Origin of the sequence: Schaalia odontolytica (assembly GCF_009730335.1) — a bacterium.
In the GTDB taxonomy this organism is placed as follows: domain Bacteria; phylum Actinomycetota; class Actinomycetes; order Actinomycetales; family Actinomycetaceae; genus Pauljensenia; species Pauljensenia dentiphila.
This window is the reverse complement of the sequence record NZ_CP046315.1, coordinates 222277-240295: the sequence shown is the minus strand read 5'-3', so window position 1 is coordinate 240295 and position 18019 is coordinate 222277. Positions and strand designations below refer to the sequence as shown.

Genomic DNA, 18019 nt, shown 5'->3' with positions numbered 1-18019 from the left:
GGGTGTGAGTACGAAGGCCTCGTGTTGGGCGGCACATGCACGGTCTTGCCCCAGTGTGTAAGCCTCGGCGCAACCGCGTGCGACGGGTGCCGCGGGTACCTGAAGGAGGCATCACAGGCAGAGGATGAACCTGTTACACACGCACACCTTCGCGCACCACTGGAAGCCCCGCACGGCCATACACAGCGCACGCACAAGCGCCCGGGGCCACGGCCCCGGGCGCTCCCTGCAACAATTGAGTTCCGATAACTAGCGGAACAACTTCAGGGCGTTAGGTCCAATCATGAACGGCGCCAAGATCATCGACGAGCCCAGACCCACGCTGAAGCCGCCAATCACGTCGGTCACCCAGTGGACGCCCAGGTACAAGCGCGTCACGCAGATAAACACGATGAACGTCAGCGCCGCGGCCCATAGCAGGTAGCGCAGACGGCGACCGACGCGCGTGGTCGTCAGCACCAGGACCAGCGACACGAACAGTGCGGTTACGGACGTCGCGTGACCCGACGGGAACGAGTAGCCGTCCTCGGTGATCAGACGCAGCGCCTCCTCGGGGCGAGGACGCTCGTACACGTGCTTGATGATGAAGCTGTTTGCGGCCGAGAACACCACGGAACACAGGATGTACAGGGCGTTCATGACCTTCTTGATGAACCACCACACGGCGACCGCCACGGCCAGCGCCACGACGACCGCGCGCTTGGGGTCGAACAGCCACGAGGCGCCCGTCATGAACGAGTTTATCGCCGGCGTGCGCGACGCGACGAAGTCAGACCACACCGTGGTGTCGATCGATAGGGGACTCGTAATGAATCCGCCCGCGACGGCGACAGCCGCGACGAGGAGAAACCCGATGATCACGGGGGGAGTCAGAAGGCGACGAGCAATCATAGTGAAATCCTACCGTAGTGTCAGTCGTTGGCGCCGTACTCGTACATCCAGCGCCCGGCCCGGCGTGAGAAGCGCGAATGCTCCCGCATCTGCCCGGATTCGCCAGTCGATGTGTCCCGCCACGAGGCCACAAACGTCACCGTGCCCTCCTCGTCGGAAGGACCCCCGGCCTCGGCCCCCAGGATCTGCAGACCCGTCCACTGCGTCCCCTCCACCCAGTACGGGGGAGCGGGGCGCGTGCGCGGGTGCCACGTGCGGAACAGGTAGTCTTCGTCGCGCAGCGCAAACGCCGTGTAGCGCGAACGCATGAGCGCCTCGGCGGTCGGAGCCACCTCGCCGTCCAGGTAGCGCCTGCAGCACTGCGCCAGCAACGCCCCCGACCCGCACGGGCAGGTACGAGGCCGGGGCACGCCAGCGCTCGCAGCGCCGGGAGCAGCGGGGGAGGAGGTCACGCCTGGTCGCCCAGGGAGGCCAGCCAGCGCTCCGCATCCAGGGCCGCACGGCAGCCGGAGCCGGCCGCCGTGATGGCCTGGCGGTACGTGTGGTCCACGGCGTCACCGCAGGCGAAGACGCCCGCGACGGACGTACGCGTCGACGGTTCGTCGACCGTGATGTAGCCGGCCTCGTCGAGGGCGACCTGGCCGCGCAGGAAGCCCGTGCGGGGCAGGTGACCGATCGCGACGAACACGCCGTCCACGGCGATCTCGCGCGTGGAGCCATCCACCGTGGAGGCCAGGCGCAGGCCGGTTACGGCCTCGTCGCCCAGGACCTCGTCGACGGTCGCGTTCCACTCGAAGGAGATCTTCGGGTTGTTCAGGGCGCGCTCGGCCATGACGCGCGAGGCGCGCAGGGCGTCGCGGCGGTGTACGACAACGACCTCGGACGCGAAGTTCGTCAGGAAGGTGGCCTCCTCCATCGCGGAGTCGCCGCCACCAATGACGGCCAGGCGACGATCCTTGAAGAAGAAGCCGTCGCAGGTTGCGCAGTAGGAAACGCCGCGGCCGGAGAACTCGTCCTCGCCGGGCACGTTCATGTGACGGTACTCCGAGCCGGTCGCCAGGATGACGGCGCGCGCGTAGAAGACCTCGTCCTCGGTCGCCACGGCCTTCACGTCGCCCTCGAGGTTGACGGCGACGACGTCCTCGTAGCGAACGTCCGCGCCGAACTTCTCGGCCTGATCGCGCATGTTGTCCATGAGCTCGGGGCCCTGAATGCCCTCCGGGAAACCGGGGAAGTTCTCGACCTCGGTCGTGTTCATCAGCGCGCCACCCGCGGCCAGCTGACCGGCCAGCACGATGGGGGCGAGGCCCGCGCGGGCCGTGTAGACCGCAGCCGTGTAGCCGGCCGGACCCGAGCCAACGATGACGACGTCGTGGACGATGGCGCCCTCGGGCACCTCGGCCGACGGGATCTGCACCTCGGCGGTCTCAGCGGTGGTATCGGTGGATTCGGCCTTGACCAGGCCCGGAATTGTCACGAAAGACATGCGTACACTCCTTCAGGGTTACTGAACTGTAAGTTCGGAGATCCACGCCCAGTTGCGTCCGTCCTGGCCCTTGGGCATGGAGCGGAACTGCAGCGCGATCGAGTCGGTTTCGACGGCCGTGGGCAGCTGAATCGTCGTCGTCGGAGACAACGCCGACATGGCCAGCTCTGTTCCACCGCGCGGGTTCGCCGGGTCCGTGACGTTACGCACGACGACCTCGCCGCCGGACGTCGCCGGATCCATGGTGAGCGTCACCGAGGACACGGTGGCCTTCTGCTGGAGCTTCACGACGATCGTCACGGAAGTCTCGTCGCGGAACTGGTTGTTGTCGAACCAGCGCGAGGACCAGGATGTCGCCGGGTTCGAGTCGATCATGTTGATCGCACGGTCCGGGTGGTCGCCGTCGTCGTTGTTCCACGATAGGACCTGCACGGAGGAGATCACGGGGGTCGTGGTCGGAGCCGGCGGGGGCGTCGTGGTGAGCGCGGGGCTGGGCTCCTCGTTGGACTGCTGCTGGGAGATGCCGGCGCGCAGGGACTGGGTCAGATCCAGGTCGGTGACCGGTCGGGTGGCCATCCACGGACCCCAGATCGCGCCAAAGAGCACCAGGACGACGCCGAAGATCAGCGCGGGCTTCGTCGGGTCGACGAGCGTGCCGGAGTGCTTGGAGGAGCCCTCCTCGTTCGACGAGGCCGGGGCGTCCTGCACGGGAGCGGCAGGCATCGGGGGGACGGGGTCCATGACCTCGGTGGCATCCTCGACCGGGGGAGCGGGCACCGCCTCGGGTGCCTGCACGCGCGGAATCTGATGCGTCGAGGGGCCGTCCATCAGGGGAGCGGGATGGGGGTAGTCCTCGGGATTGACCTCAGCGTCGCGCTCGTATCCGCTGGCGGCGGGGGCCGGCGGCGGGGGAGCGAGGGGGAACGCGGGGGCCTCGACCTGCGCGGCCTCCACCTCATCCGTCACGGGCTCGATGCCGTACTCCGCGAGGGACTCGGGAATTGCCTGTGCCTGCGCGGCCTCCGTGGCCTCGGCGATGTCGTCGACGATGGGCACGGCCACGGCCTCGGCGACCAGCGGGTTTTCGACGGGTGCCTGCGTCGCGGGGCCGAGGGTCGGGACCTCGGCGGGCGCGGGGGCCGGTGGCATGTCGACGAGCTCCTCGGCCGCATTGTCGGCCAGTTCCTTAGCCTCATCGGCTGCGGGGGCCGCGGGAGGCGTGGGGGGCGCGGGGATCGGCGAGGTGGAGAGCACCTCGTCAAACGACGGCAGCTTCTCGTCGTCGCCGCTGCGTTCGGGCGTGGGAGCCATCGGTTCCTCCGTCTCGTCGGGTGTGTGTCCCGTCATTATCTCAGCTGGTGCGGGGGTGGGCGTGGAGGACGCTGCCAGGATGTTCACCACAGCACCCGGAACGCGCAGGCGGGTGAGCAGCGGGCGCATCATGACGGCGGATTCGCCGGGCGCAGCGAAGCGCAGGACCAGGAGGTACACGAGGCCGGTCAGCGCGGACACGAGCGAGAGCTTCACGCCGGCCAGTGCCATGCGGCCCAGCGTCGACGAAATCTCGGTGTGGATGCCCATGAGCCACAGGAGGCCGAAGCCCACGATGCCAGCGACGATCGCCGCGGCCAGGTAGGACGCGTAAGAGCGCAGCAGGCCCGCGCGGTCGATGTAGCGGTTCTCGCGCGAGACCCACACGACCGCGATAATGCCCTGGGTCAAGCGGCACACGGTCTCGCCGAGTGCGGCCGCGACGACCCACCAGCGGGCGCCGGTCAGGGCGTACATCGACCAGCCGACGATCACCTGGAGGATCGTGGGACCAATGCCCATGAGGAAGACGGGCTTGACGTCCTCGTAGGCGAAGAAGACGCGCTGGCTCATGAGGACCATGCCGGTCGAGGCGACGCCGGGCATGAGCGAGGCGAGGACGAGGGCGTAGCCGGTCACGGCCTCGGGATCCCCGCCCTTGGCCGCCATCGCGATCTCCATCATGGGGACGGAACCGGCTATCAGCATGGCTGCGGCGACGAGGGTCAGCGACGTAATAGTGCGCACGCCCAGGTGGTAGTTGTCGGCCACCGCGCGGTCGTCGCTGTCAGCAACGGCACCGGCCATGCGGGTGAAGATTGCGGTCGTCAGCGACACCGTGATGAGCGACTGGGGAACCATGAAGATCATGAACGCCGTCGAGTAGGCGAGGATGCCGACGACGCCGCCCTGAGTGCCGTTGCGGCCGATGAAACCGTCGGCCATGGCAGCGAGGTTGTTCGTGGACAGGACGCCGACCTGGGACACGCTCAGGGTTGCGAACGTCCATCCGGCCACGCGCGGCATTGACCCGAAAGAGGTTCCGCGGAAGTGGAAGTCCGGCTTGAAGGAGACTCCCGCCCGGCGCATCGGCCACAGCAGGCACAGGGCCTGGCAGATGACGCCGAGGGTCGCGGATCCGGCGAGGACCCAGAATTGTGCGCCCGTCAGATCGCCCGCGGGAATGCCGCCGTCCGGTGCGCCGCCCCAGATGGCGAGGAAAGCGCCGAGGCCCACGATGCCTACGACGTTGTTGACGACAGGCGCCCACATGTAGGGCCCGAAGATCTCGCGCGCGTTGAGTAGCTCGCCGAGCAGGTTATACAGGCCGTAGAAGAAGAGCTGTGGCAGACACAGGAGGGCAAAGAGAATCGCGAGGTTGCGAATGTCCTCGGTGTAGCCGGCCGCTGTGATCATCACCAGGACGGGGGCGAGCACCATCGTCGCGAACGTGACGAGGAAGAGCAGGGTTCCCGCGAGGGTCAGCAGGCGGTTGACGTAGATGTCACCGTCGTTGCGGCGCTTGATGGCGCCGACGATCTGCGGGACCAGGACGGCGTCGAAGATGCCGGAGGCCAGCAGGTTGAAGACCGTGTTGGGCAGCGTGTTCGCGGTCTGGAAGGCGGCGCCGACACCGCCGGCCGTCGCGCCGACCGCGGCAATAAGCATCGCGTTGCGCACGAAGCCGAGGATGCGCGACACCATGGTGCCCGACGCCATGAGCGCCGATGCCCTGAGGATCGATCGGCGAGGCGTGTTCGAGCTCATGGGGTCTCCTTCGTCGTTGCTGTCTCGGTTTCAGTGGTGATGTCTGTCGTGTCGGCGTCGCCGGATGCAGCCTGCGCCTTGCGTGCGGCCCTCTTGCGTAGCGAACGCGTGATGCCGGCCAGGAAGAGCAGGCCGAAGAGCGAGGCGATGACGGCCGTGATCGCATCCTCCCACCCGGCGCGCATGCGCACGGTCACGGTCTGGGAGTCGTCGAGGACAACGCCGTTGGGCGTGGTGACCTTGTACGTGACCTCGATGTCGCCACTGCCGATTGCACGCACGGGCACCTCGACCGTCGTCGCGCCCTGCGCGGCGAGCGTCTGGGATTGGGCGGGGATGGCGCGCAGACGCGGGTCGTCGGGCACGAGGGTCACGTCGACGCGCACCGGCCAGGGCAGGTTATTGCGTACGAGAACGGGGAAGTTTGCGGACTTGTTAATGAGGTTGATGGCCGAGGAGGGCTCGACGGTCACGGCGGAGAGCATCGTCGTGACCTGCGAGGTGACGGCAGTCGCCGCGTCGAGCTGCTCGGAGGGGGTGAGCTGCGCGGACAGGGCCGGGAGAATCTGGGGGGTGACCGAGGCATACACCGCGTCGGCGTCGTCCGTCGCGTTCGCAAGTGGTGTGAGCATGGTCAGGGACGAGGCCATGGCCGAGATCGCGGTCTCCGTGTCGGTAGCGAGGACACCGGCCCCGACGGTCTGGCGGTCGACGTCGGTGGGTTCACTGGCGGCCATCTCGCTGAAGGACATGGCGCTCACCCAGCGGGGTGAGAACAGCGCCTTCGTGCGACTGGTGAGCCGCTCGTTGATGACGGTTCCGCGCTGGGCCGCAGCGAAAATGGTGCGCGAAGAGGCGGGGCGCTCGCGGGTGATGATCGCGGTGATTGCGGTGAGGGCCTGTTCGGCGTCGAGTTCGTCGCCGCCGGACGCGTTCCACGACAGGAGCGCCGCGATGTCGCTCTGCTGAGCGAGGGAGCGCGCGCCCGTCCCATCCGTTGAGGTCTCGCCGGTGGCAGGGTTGACGTTGACGCGCGCGTAGGAGGTGAAGGGAACGTCCTCGGCAGGGGTCAGGGCGCCCACCGGGGCGATTGTGATCTGGTCCGAGGAGGAGAATCCGGACAGGAACGACGTGCCGAAGGTCGTGTCCGCAGGCCAGGCGACGTTACGCAGGATCGAGGGCCCGGAGTCGGGCGAGAAGGTCGTCGTGGCGGACTGGCCGGCGGTACTCGTGGATGCGCTCGGCGTGGGCGTGGCCTCGGGTGTCCCGGAAGGGGAGGGGGTGGCCGAGGCTGACGGGCTCGGGCTGGCCGGAGAGTTGGCGGGTGCGACCCACCCGGCCTTGCGCAGCGTGTCGGGGAAGTCGGCCATCGAGCGCGAGGCGCGGTCCCAGAAGCCGGTGTTGCCCGACAGCGACAGGGCACCGAGGTCGGCGTCTCCCTCGGGTAGGGCGATGATCTCGGTCGCGTTCGACAGGAGCGCCGCGACGAAGGCCTCGGACTGGAGGTCACGCGCGCGCTGCGCCGGGTCCGTGGCCGTGGGGGCGGGCGTCGGGGTGGGGGACGCGCTCGGCGAGGCCGTGGGGGCGTCGGACTGACCCGATTCCGCGTCGGACTGGCCGGACTGGGCAGGGTCAGATCCGGATTGGCCAGCGTCGGCCGAGGGGGAAGTCGAAGGGGAAGCCGAGGGGGTCGGTGTGGCCGTGGGCTGCGGGCCGCGCGGGATCAGCAGCGGGTCGACGGCCAGGGTGACGCCGCTGGCGGAGGCGAGGCTGAGGACCGCCGAGCGTTCACCCTGGTCCTGGGTGGTGCTCGTCGAGGTCCAGGGGATCACGGTGCTCACGCGCGAGGCGGAGATCTGCGCGCCCGAGTCCCACACGATGATCGATCGGTCCTTGCCCGAGTATTCGCCGGAGGTCGCAGTCACGGTTGTGACGCGCGGGCCCCACTCCTCGGCGTCGGTGAGGGGCAGTGAGGACGTGGGAATGCGGATCTCGAATGAAGTCGTGGCTCCTCGGGCGACGTCCGTGAGCGATGAGGAGGCCGCGTGGGTGGCGTCCGGCTCGTCGTCGGAGAGGGCGGTCGTCAGCGCGGGGACTGAGATCGGGGTCTCGTTGGCGACGAACACCTCGAGGGAGATATTCGCGAGCGTCGTCGGTGAATCGTTACGGACCGTTCCTGTGATAACGAGTTCGTTTTCATCTGTGATGATTCGAGGCGACAGCGAGTTAATGGAAACGGAAAGCCCAGAATCCTCTGAGACTGTGCCCATGACGGTGGGGCGCGACTCGTCCGACTGCGAGGTCACGGTGGGCAGCGGGGCGGCCCCGGCCTCGCTTAGACCGAGGCCGAAGGGAAGAGCGATCGCCGCGCACAGGACGCCAGCCGTCAGCGCGCGCCTAGTCACGGCCATCCCGATACAGCAGGTCCAGGGCGATGCGCACGATGCGGCGCTCGTTGGGGTAGGCCAGCTGGCGCGACACGTCGCGCAGCGGCACCCACGCGGCCTCCTCAGCCTCGTGATCCGGATCCCCATCGACGGAGATCGTGCCCGACTCATACCCCATCAGGTAGTGGTGGACGACCTTGTGAACGCGGCGGTCGTTGCCGGAGAACCAGTAGTCGATCGATGCGAGGTGGCGGATGATACGCCCGTGGATGCCAGTTTCCTCGGCGACCTCGCGCAGCGCGGCCTGCTGGGGAGTCTCGGAACCCTCGAGGTGGCCCTTGGGCAGGCACCACTCGATGCGACCCGCTCGATTGCGTCGCGCGATCAACGCCGCATAGGGAATTCCGTCACGCACGTCCACGACGATGCCACCCGCGCTGGTTTCCGCGGAAATCGGCAGGTGAGAGCGGCCAGCGCGCACAGAAGCGGACCGACGCGGGGGTCGGGGCACCCCGCCTCGGCGGTCAACTGGACGTGCAGGCATGACTCCACTGTAGCCGGTACGCGGCCCCCGGTAGTCGGCCAGGGTGCTTTGCTGGCATGCTTAAGGGCGATGAGTACCCAGTCAGCTTCCCCGAATAACGGCCCAGTGACCGCGCAAAACGCCGGAACGACGGACATTCCTACCCTCATGGCAAACGCCACGAGGACCTTCGCCGCGCTCCCGCCCGCGATTATGGAACTCGGCACGATTTTTGACGAGGCCGGGGAGGAGCTCGCGCTCGTCGGCGGGCCCGTGCGCGACGCGTTCCTGGGAGTGACTCCGCACGACTTCGACATGACGACCTCTGCGCGCCCCGAGCGCACCGAGGAGCTCCTGGCGCAGTGGGGCAACGCGACCTGGGACATCGGCAAGGAGTTTGGCACGATCGGTGGGCGCCGCGGCGACCTGGTCGTCGAGGTGACGACCTACCGTACTGACGAGTACGAGATTGGCTCGCGCAAGCCCGAGGTGACCTTCGGCGACACGCTCGAAGGTGACCTGACGCGCCGCGACTTCACGGTCAACGCGATGGCGATGCGCCTGCCGCAGATGGCCCTCGTCGACCCGTGCGGCGGACTCGCCGACCTCGCGGACGGCAACCTGCGTACCCCCGTGTCCGCCGAGCAGTCCTTCGACGACGACCCGCTGCGCATCATGCGCGCCGCGCGTTTCTCCGCGCAGCTGGGCCTCGACGTCGACATGGACGTCATGAACGCGATGGAGACCATGGCCTCGCGCCTGGAGATTGTCTCCGCTGAGCGCATCCGCGCCGAGCTCGAGCGCCTCATCATTTCGCCCTACCCGCGCCGCGGCATCGAGCTGATGGTGCACACGGGTGTCGCCGACATCGTGCTGCCCGAGGTTGCCGGCCTCGTCTCCACGGTGGACGAGCACAAGCGCCACAAGGACGTCTACGAGCACACCCTCACCGTCGTCGAGCAGGCGATGGACCTGGAGACCGGCCCGGATGGTGCCGTGCCCGCACCCGACTTCATCCTGCGTTTCGCCGCCCTCATGCACGACGTCGGCAAGCCGGCGACCCGCCGCTTCGAGCCGAACGGCACCGTGTCCTTCCACCACCATGAGATCGTAGGCGCGAAGATGACGCGCAAGCGCATGAAGGCCCTGCACTTCGACAAGGCGACGATCGAGGCCGTCTCCAACCTGGTCGCGCTGCACCTGCGCTTCCACGGCTACGGCGAGGCCGCCTGGTCCGACTCCGCGGTGCGCCGCTACGTGGCCGACGCGGGTGACCTCCTCGAGCGCCTCCACCGCCTGACGCGCGCGGACTGCACGACCCGCAACCGCCGTAAGGCCAACTACCTATCCGCCGCCTACGACGACCTCGAGACGCGCATCGCCGCCCTGCGCGAGCAGGAGGAGCTGGACGCGATTCGCCCCGACCTTGACGGCGATCAGATCATGGAGATCCTCGGGCTGCGCCCCTCGCGCGCCGTGAAGATCGCCCGCGACTACCTGCTTGAGCTGCGCATGGAGCGCGGGCCGCTGGGCGAGGAGGCTGCCCGTCAGGCGCTTCTCGACTGGTGGGCATCGGACGACGTGCGCGCCCTCGCCGAGGAGTACCAGGCTCAGCAGGCCCATTGGGAGGCCAAGGTCGCGGAAAAGAAGGCTCGCAAGGCCGCCGCGAAGGCCGCCCGCGAGGCCCAGGGACAGTGAGACGGGGCGCGGGGCGACAATCGTCACGCCCGCGCATGGTGCACTCCCGGTCATGCCGCCGTACCCTGGGAATTATTCAACTTTTTGTTAGGAGTGTTATCGCATGAGCACGTTCACCCCCGAGAAGGCGTCGGCCGACATCGGCGTGTACGGCCTGGGAGTCATGGGCGCAAATCTGGCCCGCAACCTGGCCCGCAACGGCTACGCGACCGCCGTCTTCAACAGAACCCAGGCTCGCACCGAGAAGCTCATGGCGGAGCACGGCGACGAAGCGACCTTCGTTCCCGCGTCCACGCTGGAAGACTTCGTCGCGTCCCTGCGCGCGCCCCGCGTCGCCATCATGATGGTCCAGGCCGGCCCCTCGACGGACGCCGTCATGGAGCAACTCGCCGATCTCATGGACGAGGGCGACATCATCGTCGACTGCGGTAACTCCCTGTTCACCGACACGATCCGCCGCGAGAAGTGGGCCGCCGAGCGCGGCCTGCACTTCGTGGGCGCGGGCGTCTCCGGCGGCGAGGAGGGCGCCCTGTGGGGTCCCTCCATCATGCCCGGCGGCACCCCGGCCTCGTACGACCGCCTCGGCCCCATGTTCGAGGCCATCGCCGGCACCTACGACGGCGTCCCCTGCTGCACGTACATCGGCGCGAACGGCGCCGGCCACTTCGTGAAGATGGTGCACAACGGCATCGAGTACGCCGACATGCAGGTCATCGCAGAGGCCTACACCCTCCTGCGTGAGGGCCTGGGCGCGACCCCGGCCGAGATTGCCGACATCTTCGCCGCCTGGAACGAGGGCGAGCTCAACTCCTACCTCATGGAGATCACCGTCGAGGTCCTGCGCCAGGTGGACGCCGAGACGGGCAAGCCCCTCGTCGACCTCATCGTGGACGCCGCCTCGCAGAAGGGCACCGGCAAATGGACGGTCCAGACCGCCCTCGACCTGGCCGTCCCCGTCACAGCGATCGGCGAGGCGACCTTCGCGCGCGGCGCGTCCTCCGAGCCCGCCCAGCGCGCGGCCGGCCAGGCTCTCGCGGGCAACGCCACCGCCCTCGTCATCGAGTCGGACGAGGCCCGGGCCGCGTTTATCGAGGACGTGCGCCAGGCGCTCTTCGCCTCCAAAATCGTCGCCTACTCGCAGGGCTTCGACGAGATCGAGGCCGGCGCGAAGGAATACGAGTGGGGCATTGACAAGGGTGCCCTGGCTCGCATCTGGCGCGCGGGCTGCATCATCCGCGCGGCCTTCCTCGACGACATCACCCGCGCCTACGAGGCCGACCCCGACCTGCCGCTGCTGCTGGCCGCCGAGCCGTTCGCGACGCGCTTCCAGGAGTGCACGCCCGCGCTGCGTCGCGTCGTGGCCCAGGCGGCCCTCGCCGGCGTTCCGATTCCGGTGTTCGCCTCGTCCCTGGCCTACTTCGACCAGATCCGCGCGAAGCGCCTGCCGGCTGCCCTCATCCAGGGCCAGCGTGACTTCTTCGGCTCCCACACCTATCACCGGGTAGACAAGGAGGGTGTCTTCCACACCCTGTGGGCGGTCGATGGTCGTCCCGAGGAACAGTGGTCCTGATCTGAGACCGCGGCGGAAGCCGCACGAAGGGGGTGGGTGCGCGGTACCCACCCCTTTGTGTTGCAGCCCATACTTTGGGGTTCTTTCAGGAAACCCGGTTAATCTAGGGGTACACCAATCCGCTGAAAGGGCGAATACGTGGCTACTAACAACGGACAGTCTGACTGGAACGACATCATCGAGCCTGGCGGCTCCGGCACGTCAGGGCGGGACTCGCTGCCCTCGCGACGTGCGGCGCGCGCCGCGGCCGGATCGCATGCATCCCGGAAGGCTGCCAAGGCGTCGTCGGCCGGTAAGAAGGGCCCGGCGAAGAAGAAGCACCGGTGGGCCAAGCGCATCGGCTACTCAATTCTGACCGTCTTCCTGGGCGTGTTTATCGCGGGCATGGCGGTGTTCCTGTACCTCTACAACACGCTGACCGTACCCGCGCCGGATGACCTGGCGCTCGCGCAGAAGACCACGGTCTACTACGCCGACGGCACGACCGAGATGGGCACCCTGGGTGACATCAACCGTCAGATCATCGACACGACGACGCTTCCCGACTACGTCTCGAAGTCGATCGTGGCCTCCGAGGATCGCACGTTCTACACGAACTCGGGTGTTGACCTGAAGGGCATCTTCCGCGCCCTCATCAACAACCTGCGCGGCGGCGCCCGCCAGGGTGGCTCGACGCTCACCCAGCAGTACGTGGAGCGCTACTACATCGGCGAGACCACGTCCTACACGGGCAAGCTCAAGGAAGCCGTCCTGGCCATCAAGATCAACCGTGAGAAGTCCAAGGACGAGGTCATCGGCGCCTACATGAACACGATCTACTTCGGTCGTGGCGCGTACGGCATCGACGCGGCCGCCCAGGCGTACTTCGGCCACGGCGCCTCTCAGCTGACCCTGTCCGAGTCGGCGCTCCTTGCGGCCGTCATTCCCGCTCCCTCCGCGTGGGACCCCGCCGTCAACCCCGACAAGGCGAAGGAGCGCTGGGAGCGCGACCTGAACCTCATGGTTGAGGACGGCTGGATCACACAGGCCGACAAGGATGCCGCGGTGTTCCCCGAGACGATCGACCCCGACACGCTCAATAGCGCGACGATGACCGGCACGAACGGCTACCTGATGGCCCAGGTCAAGCAGGAGCTCCTCGCCTCCGACCAGTTCGACGAGGACAAGATCAGCCAGGGTGGTCTGCGCATCACCTCCACGATCGTCAAGGAGCACCAGGAGCAGGCGGTCGCGGCCGCCGAGGGCATGAACGAGGTCGAGGGCTGGGATCCGACGCACCAGCACGTGGCCCTGTCCTCCATGGACCCGGCCACGGGCGAGATCCTCGCCGAGTACGCGGGCGCGGATTATGAGAAGCGCCAGCAGAATGCCGTCACGCAGGACATCGCGATGGCCGGCTCGGCTTTTAAGCCGTTCGCCCTGCTGGCGAACGCGCGCCTGGGTGGCACGGTCTACGACACGTACTCGGGTAAGTCCCCCCAGTATTTCCGAGGCATGGGCACCCCGGTCTCGAACGACGGCGGCTACTCCTTCGGTAACGTCACCCTCGTGAAGGCGACCGCGTACTCGATGAACACGGTGTTCGTGGGCCTGAACGACGATGTTGAGCCGGAGAATACGCTCAAGGCCGCCATTGACGCGGGCATCCCCGAGGACACGGTCGGCCTGAACGATGAGCTGCTCAACGTCCTGGGCCCCTCCTCGCCGCACAACATCGACCTGACGACCGCCTATTCGACGATCGCGAACGGTGGTGAGCGCGTCACCGCCCACATCGTTAAGAAGGTCGAGGACTCGAACGGCAAGCTGCTCTACAGCGGCGACGTGGCCCCCAAGCGCGTCTTCGACGTCGAGGAAGTTTCCTCGATCATGCCGGCCCTCGAGGCTGTCACGAAGGGCGAGGGCACGGCCGCCAACGTTGATCCCGCGATCGCGCGACTGACGACGGCCGGCAAGACCGGTACCTCCTCGGACCAGCTCTCCGCCCAGTTCGTGGGCTTCGTGCCCGGCATGGTGACCGCCGTGTCGATGTACCAGTCCGACGATGCCGGTAACTCGGTGCCCCTGGATGACGTGGGCGGCCTCGCTCAGTTCCACGGCGGCGACTGGCCGGTCGACGTGTGGATCGACTACATGAAGCCGGCGACCGCAAACCTGCCGGGCGACGACTTCCCCTGGAAGGTCGAGTCCAACCGCAAGGTGCACAACAACGCGCCCACGCCCGCGCCGAGCGCGACGACCGACGCCCCGCAGTCCGCTGCCGAGCCCACCGAGACGCCTACCCCCACCGAGACGCCCTCCGCCGAGCCCACCGAGAATTCTCAGAACGGTGGCAACGGTTCCAACAACGGCAACGGCGGGAACAATAACGGCGGCAATGGGTCCAACAACGGCAACGGCGGGAATAACAACGGCGGCAACGGTCCCAACAACGGCAACGGCGGGAACAATAACGGCGGCAATAACAACGGCAACAACAATGGCGGCCGAAGAAACTAGCCGTGTGTCCTAGCGCCGATGTTGCGGGCCCCGAGGAGCATCCTCGGGGCCCGCGGTGTGTTCACAGGGGTGTATGCGTACGCGGATAGGAAACGACGATCCGGATAGGTTATGAACATCTGGATAGGTTAATAACCTATCCACAAGCGAATAACCTATCCGGATGCGCACAACCTATCCAGATGTGAGCGTATGTGCTCCCATCATGTGCCCTCCGTTGCCACGCCCCAGAGGGGACAAGCAATGACGTGTCGTAGACGAGCGTCAGATCTTGCAGGCAGCAAAAGGGGTGGCCCCCGCTCGCATGAGCGGGGGCCACCCCTTCAATCAGCATTCAACCGATGCGTGAAGCCTTCACTTCGCGGCAGAAACGCGGACCTTGAGGTTCGCGGACACCTCGGTGTGCAGGCCGACGGTCACCGTGTAGTCGCCAACGGCCTTGATGGGCGAGGCGATGATGACGCGACGACGATCGATGGTCTGGCCCAGCTGCTCCTTGACCGCGTCAGCGATCGCAGCAGCGGAGACGGCGCCGAACAGGCGGCCGGAGTTGCCAACCTTGCCGGAGATCTCGACAACGGCACCCTGGAGGGCGTCGCGCACGGCGCGAGCGTCGTCGATCGTGGCGATCTCGTGGCGGCGACGAGCAGCGGCGATCTGGTCGATCTGCTTCTGCGCGCCGGCGGTCCACTTGGCGGCGAAGCCGCGGGGGACCAGGTAGTTGCGGGCGTAGCCAGCCTTGACCTCGACGACCTCGCCGGCGTGGCCGAGGTTGGGGACGTCGTGGGTGAGGATCAGTTTCGTGGTAGCCATATCAGCTGTGTCCTTCCCTTATCAGCGGCCGGTCGTGGAGTAGGGCAGCAGAGCCATCTCACGCGCGTTCTTGACGGCGCGAGCGATCTTGCGCTGCTCCTGGGTGGAAACACCGGTCACGCGGCGGGCGCGGATCTTGCCGCGGTCCGAGATGAACTTACGCAGCAGAGCGGTGTCCTTGTAGTCGATCTTCTCGATCTTGGCCGACTTCAGCGGGTTGGCCTTCTTCTTGATGGGCTTGTTGCGAAGTTGGGGCTTCGCCATGATGGTCTCCTAGTGAATCCGGGCGGACTGTGCCGCCCCAAGCGTGTTGTCTTCGACGTGGCGCTTTCCGGCGTAGGTGCCGGGGCGCGCGACTTTAGAACGGGGGCTCGTCGCCGAAGGAGGTAGCGCCGCCAGCGGGGGCGGAGCGCCACGGGTCCTCGGGGGAGCCGCCGGTCGGTGCGCCGTAGTTGGCGCCACCCTGGCCATATCCAGCCTGGCCGCCGCCGTAACCGCCGCCCTGCTGGGGCGCGCCCTGCTGGCCGCGGTTGTCGGACTGGTAGCCGCCGCCACCGGAAGGGGCGGTGCGGGTGACCTGCGCGCGTGCGCGGCGCAGGGAGGGGCCGACCTCGTCGACCTGCAGCTCAACGACCGTGCGACGTTCACCCTGCTGGGTGTCGTACGAGCGCTGGGTGAGGCGACCCTGAACGATGACGCGCATGCCCTTGCGCAGCGACTCGGCGACGTTCTCAGCGGTCTCGCGCCACACGGAGCAGCGCATGAAGAGGGTGTCGCCGTCGCGCCACTCACCGGCGTTACGGTCGTAGGTTCGGGGGGTGGAGGCCACCGTGAAATCGGCGACCGCGGCGCCGGACTGCGTCCAACGCAGCTCGGGGTCAGCGGTCAGGTTACCGATGACAGTGATGACGGTATCTCCGGCCATGTCGGCTCCTCGGGCTTAGAGGGTGTGGTGTCGGCTCAGTGAGCGTCGGGGCGCAGGAGCTTCGTACGGAGAATGGTCTCGTCGATGCCCATGCGGCGGTTGATCTCGAGAGCGACCTCGGGGGTCGTGGTCATGTCGATGACGACGTAGATGCCCTCAGAACGCTTGAGGATGTCGTAAGCAAGGCGGCGCTTGCCCCAGACGTCAACGTTCTCGACGGATCCGCCGTTGGCAGCCACGGGTGCCAGGTACTTCTCCATCATGGGGGCGACGGTGCGCTCGTCGATCGAAGGATCGAGGATCACCATCAGTTCGTAGTTACGCACGTTGGTTCCCACCTCCTATGGTCTTTACGGTCACGGACGGTCCGTGACAGGAGGGCGTTGCGTATGGCCCGTGAGGGCCTGCTGGACCGGCCGCGGGTGCGGATAGTCCAGCTACCCACTTTACACGGATGGCAGCGTCTTCGCTAGGGCGTTTCCGGTCACGATTGGGCTCCTCGGGACGAGGCCTGGGCCCGCCCTGCCGGGAGGTCGAACCCCGCGCGACACCGGGGGTGCGCACGAGGCCGGCCCCGGCCTCGTCGATCGGCTACAGCGAGCGGGCGCCGAACCCGTTGGTGAGGGCCCGCATGCCTGTGTAGACGGCCGAGTAGGCGAGCCAGACCATCGCGAGCGCCAGGGAGGGGCGAGCGGTGAGGGTGGACGAGTGGGCGATGATCCACAGGAGCGGGGCGTAGACGACCAGGTTGACGATGCCGGCGACGGCCAGGTAGCGGCCTCGTCCCGCGCCGATGAGGACGCCGTCGAGGAGGAAGACGTAGCCGGCGATGGGCTGGAAGAGCGCGCCGACGATGATGGCGACGGTCGCGTAGTCGATGACGGTCTGGTCGGTCGTGAAGATGCGGGTAATCCAGGGCGCGGTGATCGCCAGAGCGATGCCGACGGCGACGCCGAAGCCGATGCCCCAGCGCGAGAGGGTGCGCAGGAGTGGGCGCATGGCGCCGCGCTCTCCGGTGCCGGTCGTGAATCCGGCGAGCGCCTGGGCGGCGATTGCGAGCGCGTCGAGCACGTAGGCGGCGAACGTCCACAGGGTCCACACGATCTGGTGGGCGGCCAGGGCTTGGGTGGAGATCGCCGTGACCGCGCTCAGGGTCGCGAGGAGGGCGACGCGCAGCGCGAGGGTGCGCACGAGTAGCGGCGCTCCCTCGAGTGCCGCGCCGAACAGGCCGTATGTGGAGGGGCGCAGGCTCACGCCCTCGCGCCGGGCCGCGCGCACGATCATCCACCCGAGGAAGGCCGCCATGAGGGTCTGCGTCATCGCGGTGCCCAGGCCGGAACCCGCCACCCCCAGGTTGAGGGGGTACATGAGCACCCAGTTGGCCACCGCGTTGAAGACCGCGCCCACGGACGCCGCGACCAGCGGGGTGCGCGTGTCCTGCAACCCGCGCAGGGTGCCCGTGGCCGCCAGGACGACGAACATGCCGACGAGGCCGGGCGCAGAGGCATGCAGGTAGGCCAGGGCGTGCGGCATCGTCGCAGCGTCTGCCCCCAACCAGGTGAGCAGGGGAGAGGCGAAGATGGCCAGAAGAATCGCTGTGAGGGCGCCGAGGCCTCCCGCTAGCCACATGGCCTCGACCCCCGAGCGGATCGCACGGTCGCGCCGCCCGGCCCCCAGGTGGCGGCCCGCCAGGGACGTCGTGGAGTAGGCCAGGAAGATGAAGAGCCCGACCGCCGTGTTCAGCACGGTCGACGCGATGCCCAGGCCCGCTAGCTGCGGGGTGCCCAGATGGCCGACCATCGTGGAGTCGATGACGGTGAACAGCGGCTCCGCGATGAGGGCCCCCAGGGAGGGCAGCGCGAGGGAGAGGATCATCCGCGTGGTGATCGTCGGGGTCGACGAGGCCGGGGCCTCCCCACGCTTCGCGGGTGAGGTCGGGTCGCTGGGTCCCTGTGTGCTCGTCATGACACTCCGATTCTTTTCCACAATGTGTGCACAGGCCTGTGGAAAGCCGTGCATTAGGAAATTCTAGATGGCCCAATGAATGACAATGATGTGACTGTGATGAGGATATCTGCCCTGATAGATCGGTCGTTTCGCGTTGTGCACAGGCGTCGTCGGCGTTGTGCACAGGTTATCCACAATATGT

14 protein-coding genes are annotated in these 18019 nt (G+C 67.5%); 3 read left to right on the top strand and 11 right to left on the bottom strand.

All coding sequences use genetic code 11. From position 1 onward, the window contains the following. Nucleotides 1-249: 249 nt before the first annotated feature. From FOC40_RS01115 to FOC40_RS01090, 6 genes are read right to left on the bottom strand one after another with little or no spacing between them, the layout of a single operon-like run. Nucleotides 250-891, bottom strand: a complete 642-nt coding sequence (locus FOC40_RS01115; RefSeq protein WP_004565414.1) for a phosphatase PAP2 family protein — start codon at nt 889-891, stop codon at nt 250-252. A 20-nt stretch (nt 892-911) separates the two neighbouring features. Further along, complete coding sequence (locus FOC40_RS01110; RefSeq protein WP_155844095.1) at nt 912-1343, bottom strand: YchJ family protein; 432 nt, start codon at nt 1341-1343, stop codon at nt 912-914. Further along, entirely contained in the window at nt 1340-2377 is a 1038-nt protein-coding gene (gene trxB / locus FOC40_RS01105; RefSeq protein WP_155844094.1) for a thioredoxin-disulfide reductase, read from the bottom strand. The genes FOC40_RS01110 and trxB overlap by 4 nt, the downstream gene beginning before the upstream one ends. 18 nt (nt 2378-2395) lie before the next feature. Then, entirely contained in the window at nt 2396-5455 is a 3060-nt protein-coding gene (murJ, locus tag FOC40_RS01100) for a murein biosynthesis integral membrane protein MurJ (RefSeq protein WP_004565417.1), read from the bottom strand. Next, nucleotides 5452-7866 (bottom strand): DUF6049 family protein, encoded by a 2415-nt coding sequence (locus tag FOC40_RS01095; protein WP_155844093.1) that lies wholly within the window; start codon nt 7864-7866, stop codon nt 5452-5454. Before FOC40_RS01095 ends, murJ begins: the two co-directional genes overlap by 4 nt. Next, nucleotides 7853-8323: an NUDIX hydrolase gene (locus FOC40_RS01090; protein ID WP_003791425.1), complete on the bottom strand. Its 471-nt coding sequence runs from the start codon at nt 8321-8323 to the stop codon at nt 7853-7855. The genes FOC40_RS01095 and FOC40_RS01090 overlap by 14 nt, the downstream gene beginning before the upstream one ends. Nucleotides 8324-8533: 210 nt before the next feature. On the opposite strand from FOC40_RS01090, the gene FOC40_RS01085 reads away from it, so the two are divergent. The 3 genes from FOC40_RS01085 (at nt 8534) to FOC40_RS01075 (ending at nt 14132) form a co-directional block, all read left to right on the top strand. Then, the gene (locus tag FOC40_RS01085) at nt 8534-10063 is read left to right on the top strand and encodes a CCA tRNA nucleotidyltransferase (protein ID WP_003791427.1); all 1530 of its coding nucleotides are present in this window, start codon (nt 8534-8536) and stop codon (nt 10061-10063) included. A 103-nt stretch (nt 10064-10166) separates the two neighbouring features. Beyond that, nucleotides 10167-11633 (top strand): NADP-dependent phosphogluconate dehydrogenase, encoded by a 1467-nt coding sequence (gene gndA, locus FOC40_RS01080; RefSeq protein WP_004565445.1) that lies wholly within the window; start codon nt 10167-10169, stop codon nt 11631-11633. Between the two features lie 138 nt (nt 11634-11771). Further along, complete coding sequence (locus FOC40_RS01075; protein WP_004565446.1) at nt 11772-14132, top strand: transglycosylase domain-containing protein; 2361 nt, start codon at nt 11772-11774, stop codon at nt 14130-14132. Between the two features lie 354 nt (nt 14133-14486). On the opposite strand, the gene rplI is transcribed toward FOC40_RS01075, so the two are convergent. The 5 genes from rplI to FOC40_RS01050 all read right to left on the bottom strand — a co-directional run bounded on the left by rplI (nt 14487) and on the right by FOC40_RS01050 (nt 17835). Then, nucleotides 14487-14945, bottom strand: a complete 459-nt coding sequence (gene rplI / locus FOC40_RS01070) for a 50S ribosomal protein L9 (protein ID WP_004565448.1) — start codon at nt 14943-14945, stop codon at nt 14487-14489. Between the two features lie 21 nt (nt 14946-14966). Further along, complete coding sequence (gene rpsR, locus FOC40_RS01065; protein WP_003791435.1) at nt 14967-15209, bottom strand: 30S ribosomal protein S18; 243 nt, start codon at nt 15207-15209, stop codon at nt 14967-14969. 94 nt (nt 15210-15303) lie between these two features. Then, the gene (locus FOC40_RS01060) at nt 15304-15870 is read right to left on the bottom strand and encodes a single-stranded DNA-binding protein (RefSeq protein ID WP_004565449.1); all 567 of its coding nucleotides are present in this window, start codon (nt 15868-15870) and stop codon (nt 15304-15306) included. 35 nt (nt 15871-15905) lie between these two features. Continuing rightward, a complete protein-coding gene (gene rpsF, locus FOC40_RS01055) occupies nt 15906-16196 on the bottom strand; it encodes a 30S ribosomal protein S6 (RefSeq protein ID WP_007589137.1) in 291 nt (96 codons plus the stop codon). 265 nt (nt 16197-16461) lie between these two features. Beyond that, nucleotides 16462-17835 carry an MATE family efflux transporter gene (locus tag FOC40_RS01050; RefSeq protein WP_004565450.1) on the bottom strand — a complete coding sequence of 458 codons (1374 nt, stop codon included), beginning with the start codon at nt 17833-17835 and terminating at the stop codon, nt 16462-16464. Nucleotides 17836-18019: the final 184 nt, after the last annotated feature.

Bases quoted from the DNA above. Each gene is read 5' to 3' on its own strand.
- FOC40_RS01115 (WP_004565414.1), bottom strand. From the start codon at position 891: ATGATTGCTCGTCGCCTTCTGACTCCCCCCGTGATCATCGGGTTTCTC.
- trxB (WP_155844094.1), bottom strand. From the start codon at position 2,377: ATGTCTTTCGTGACAATTCCGGGCCTGGTCAAGGCCGAATCCACCGAT.
- murJ (WP_004565417.1), bottom strand. From the start codon at position 5,455: ATGAGCTCGAACACGCCTCGCCGATCGATCCTCAGGGCATCGGCGCTC.
- FOC40_RS01095 (WP_155844093.1), bottom strand. From the start codon at position 7,866: ATGGCCGTGACTAGGCGCGCGCTGACGGCTGGCGTCCTGTGCGCGGCG.
- FOC40_RS01085 (WP_003791427.1), top strand. From the start codon at position 8,534: ATGGCAAACGCCACGAGGACCTTCGCCGCGCTCCCGCCCGCGATTATG.
- gndA (WP_004565445.1), top strand. From the start codon at position 10,167: ATGAGCACGTTCACCCCCGAGAAGGCGTCGGCCGACATCGGCGTGTAC.
- rplI (WP_004565448.1), bottom strand. From the start codon at position 14,945: ATGGCTACCACGAAACTGATCCTCACCCACGACGTCCCCAACCTCGGC.
- rpsR (WP_003791435.1), bottom strand. From the start codon at position 15,209: ATGGCGAAGCCCCAACTTCGCAACAAGCCCATCAAGAAGAAGGCCAAC.
- FOC40_RS01060 (WP_004565449.1), bottom strand. From the start codon at position 15,870: ATGGCCGGAGATACCGTCATCACTGTCATCGGTAACCTGACCGCTGAC.
- FOC40_RS01050 (WP_004565450.1), bottom strand. From the start codon at position 17,835: ATGACGAGCACACAGGGACCCAGCGACCCGACCTCACCCGCGAAGCGT.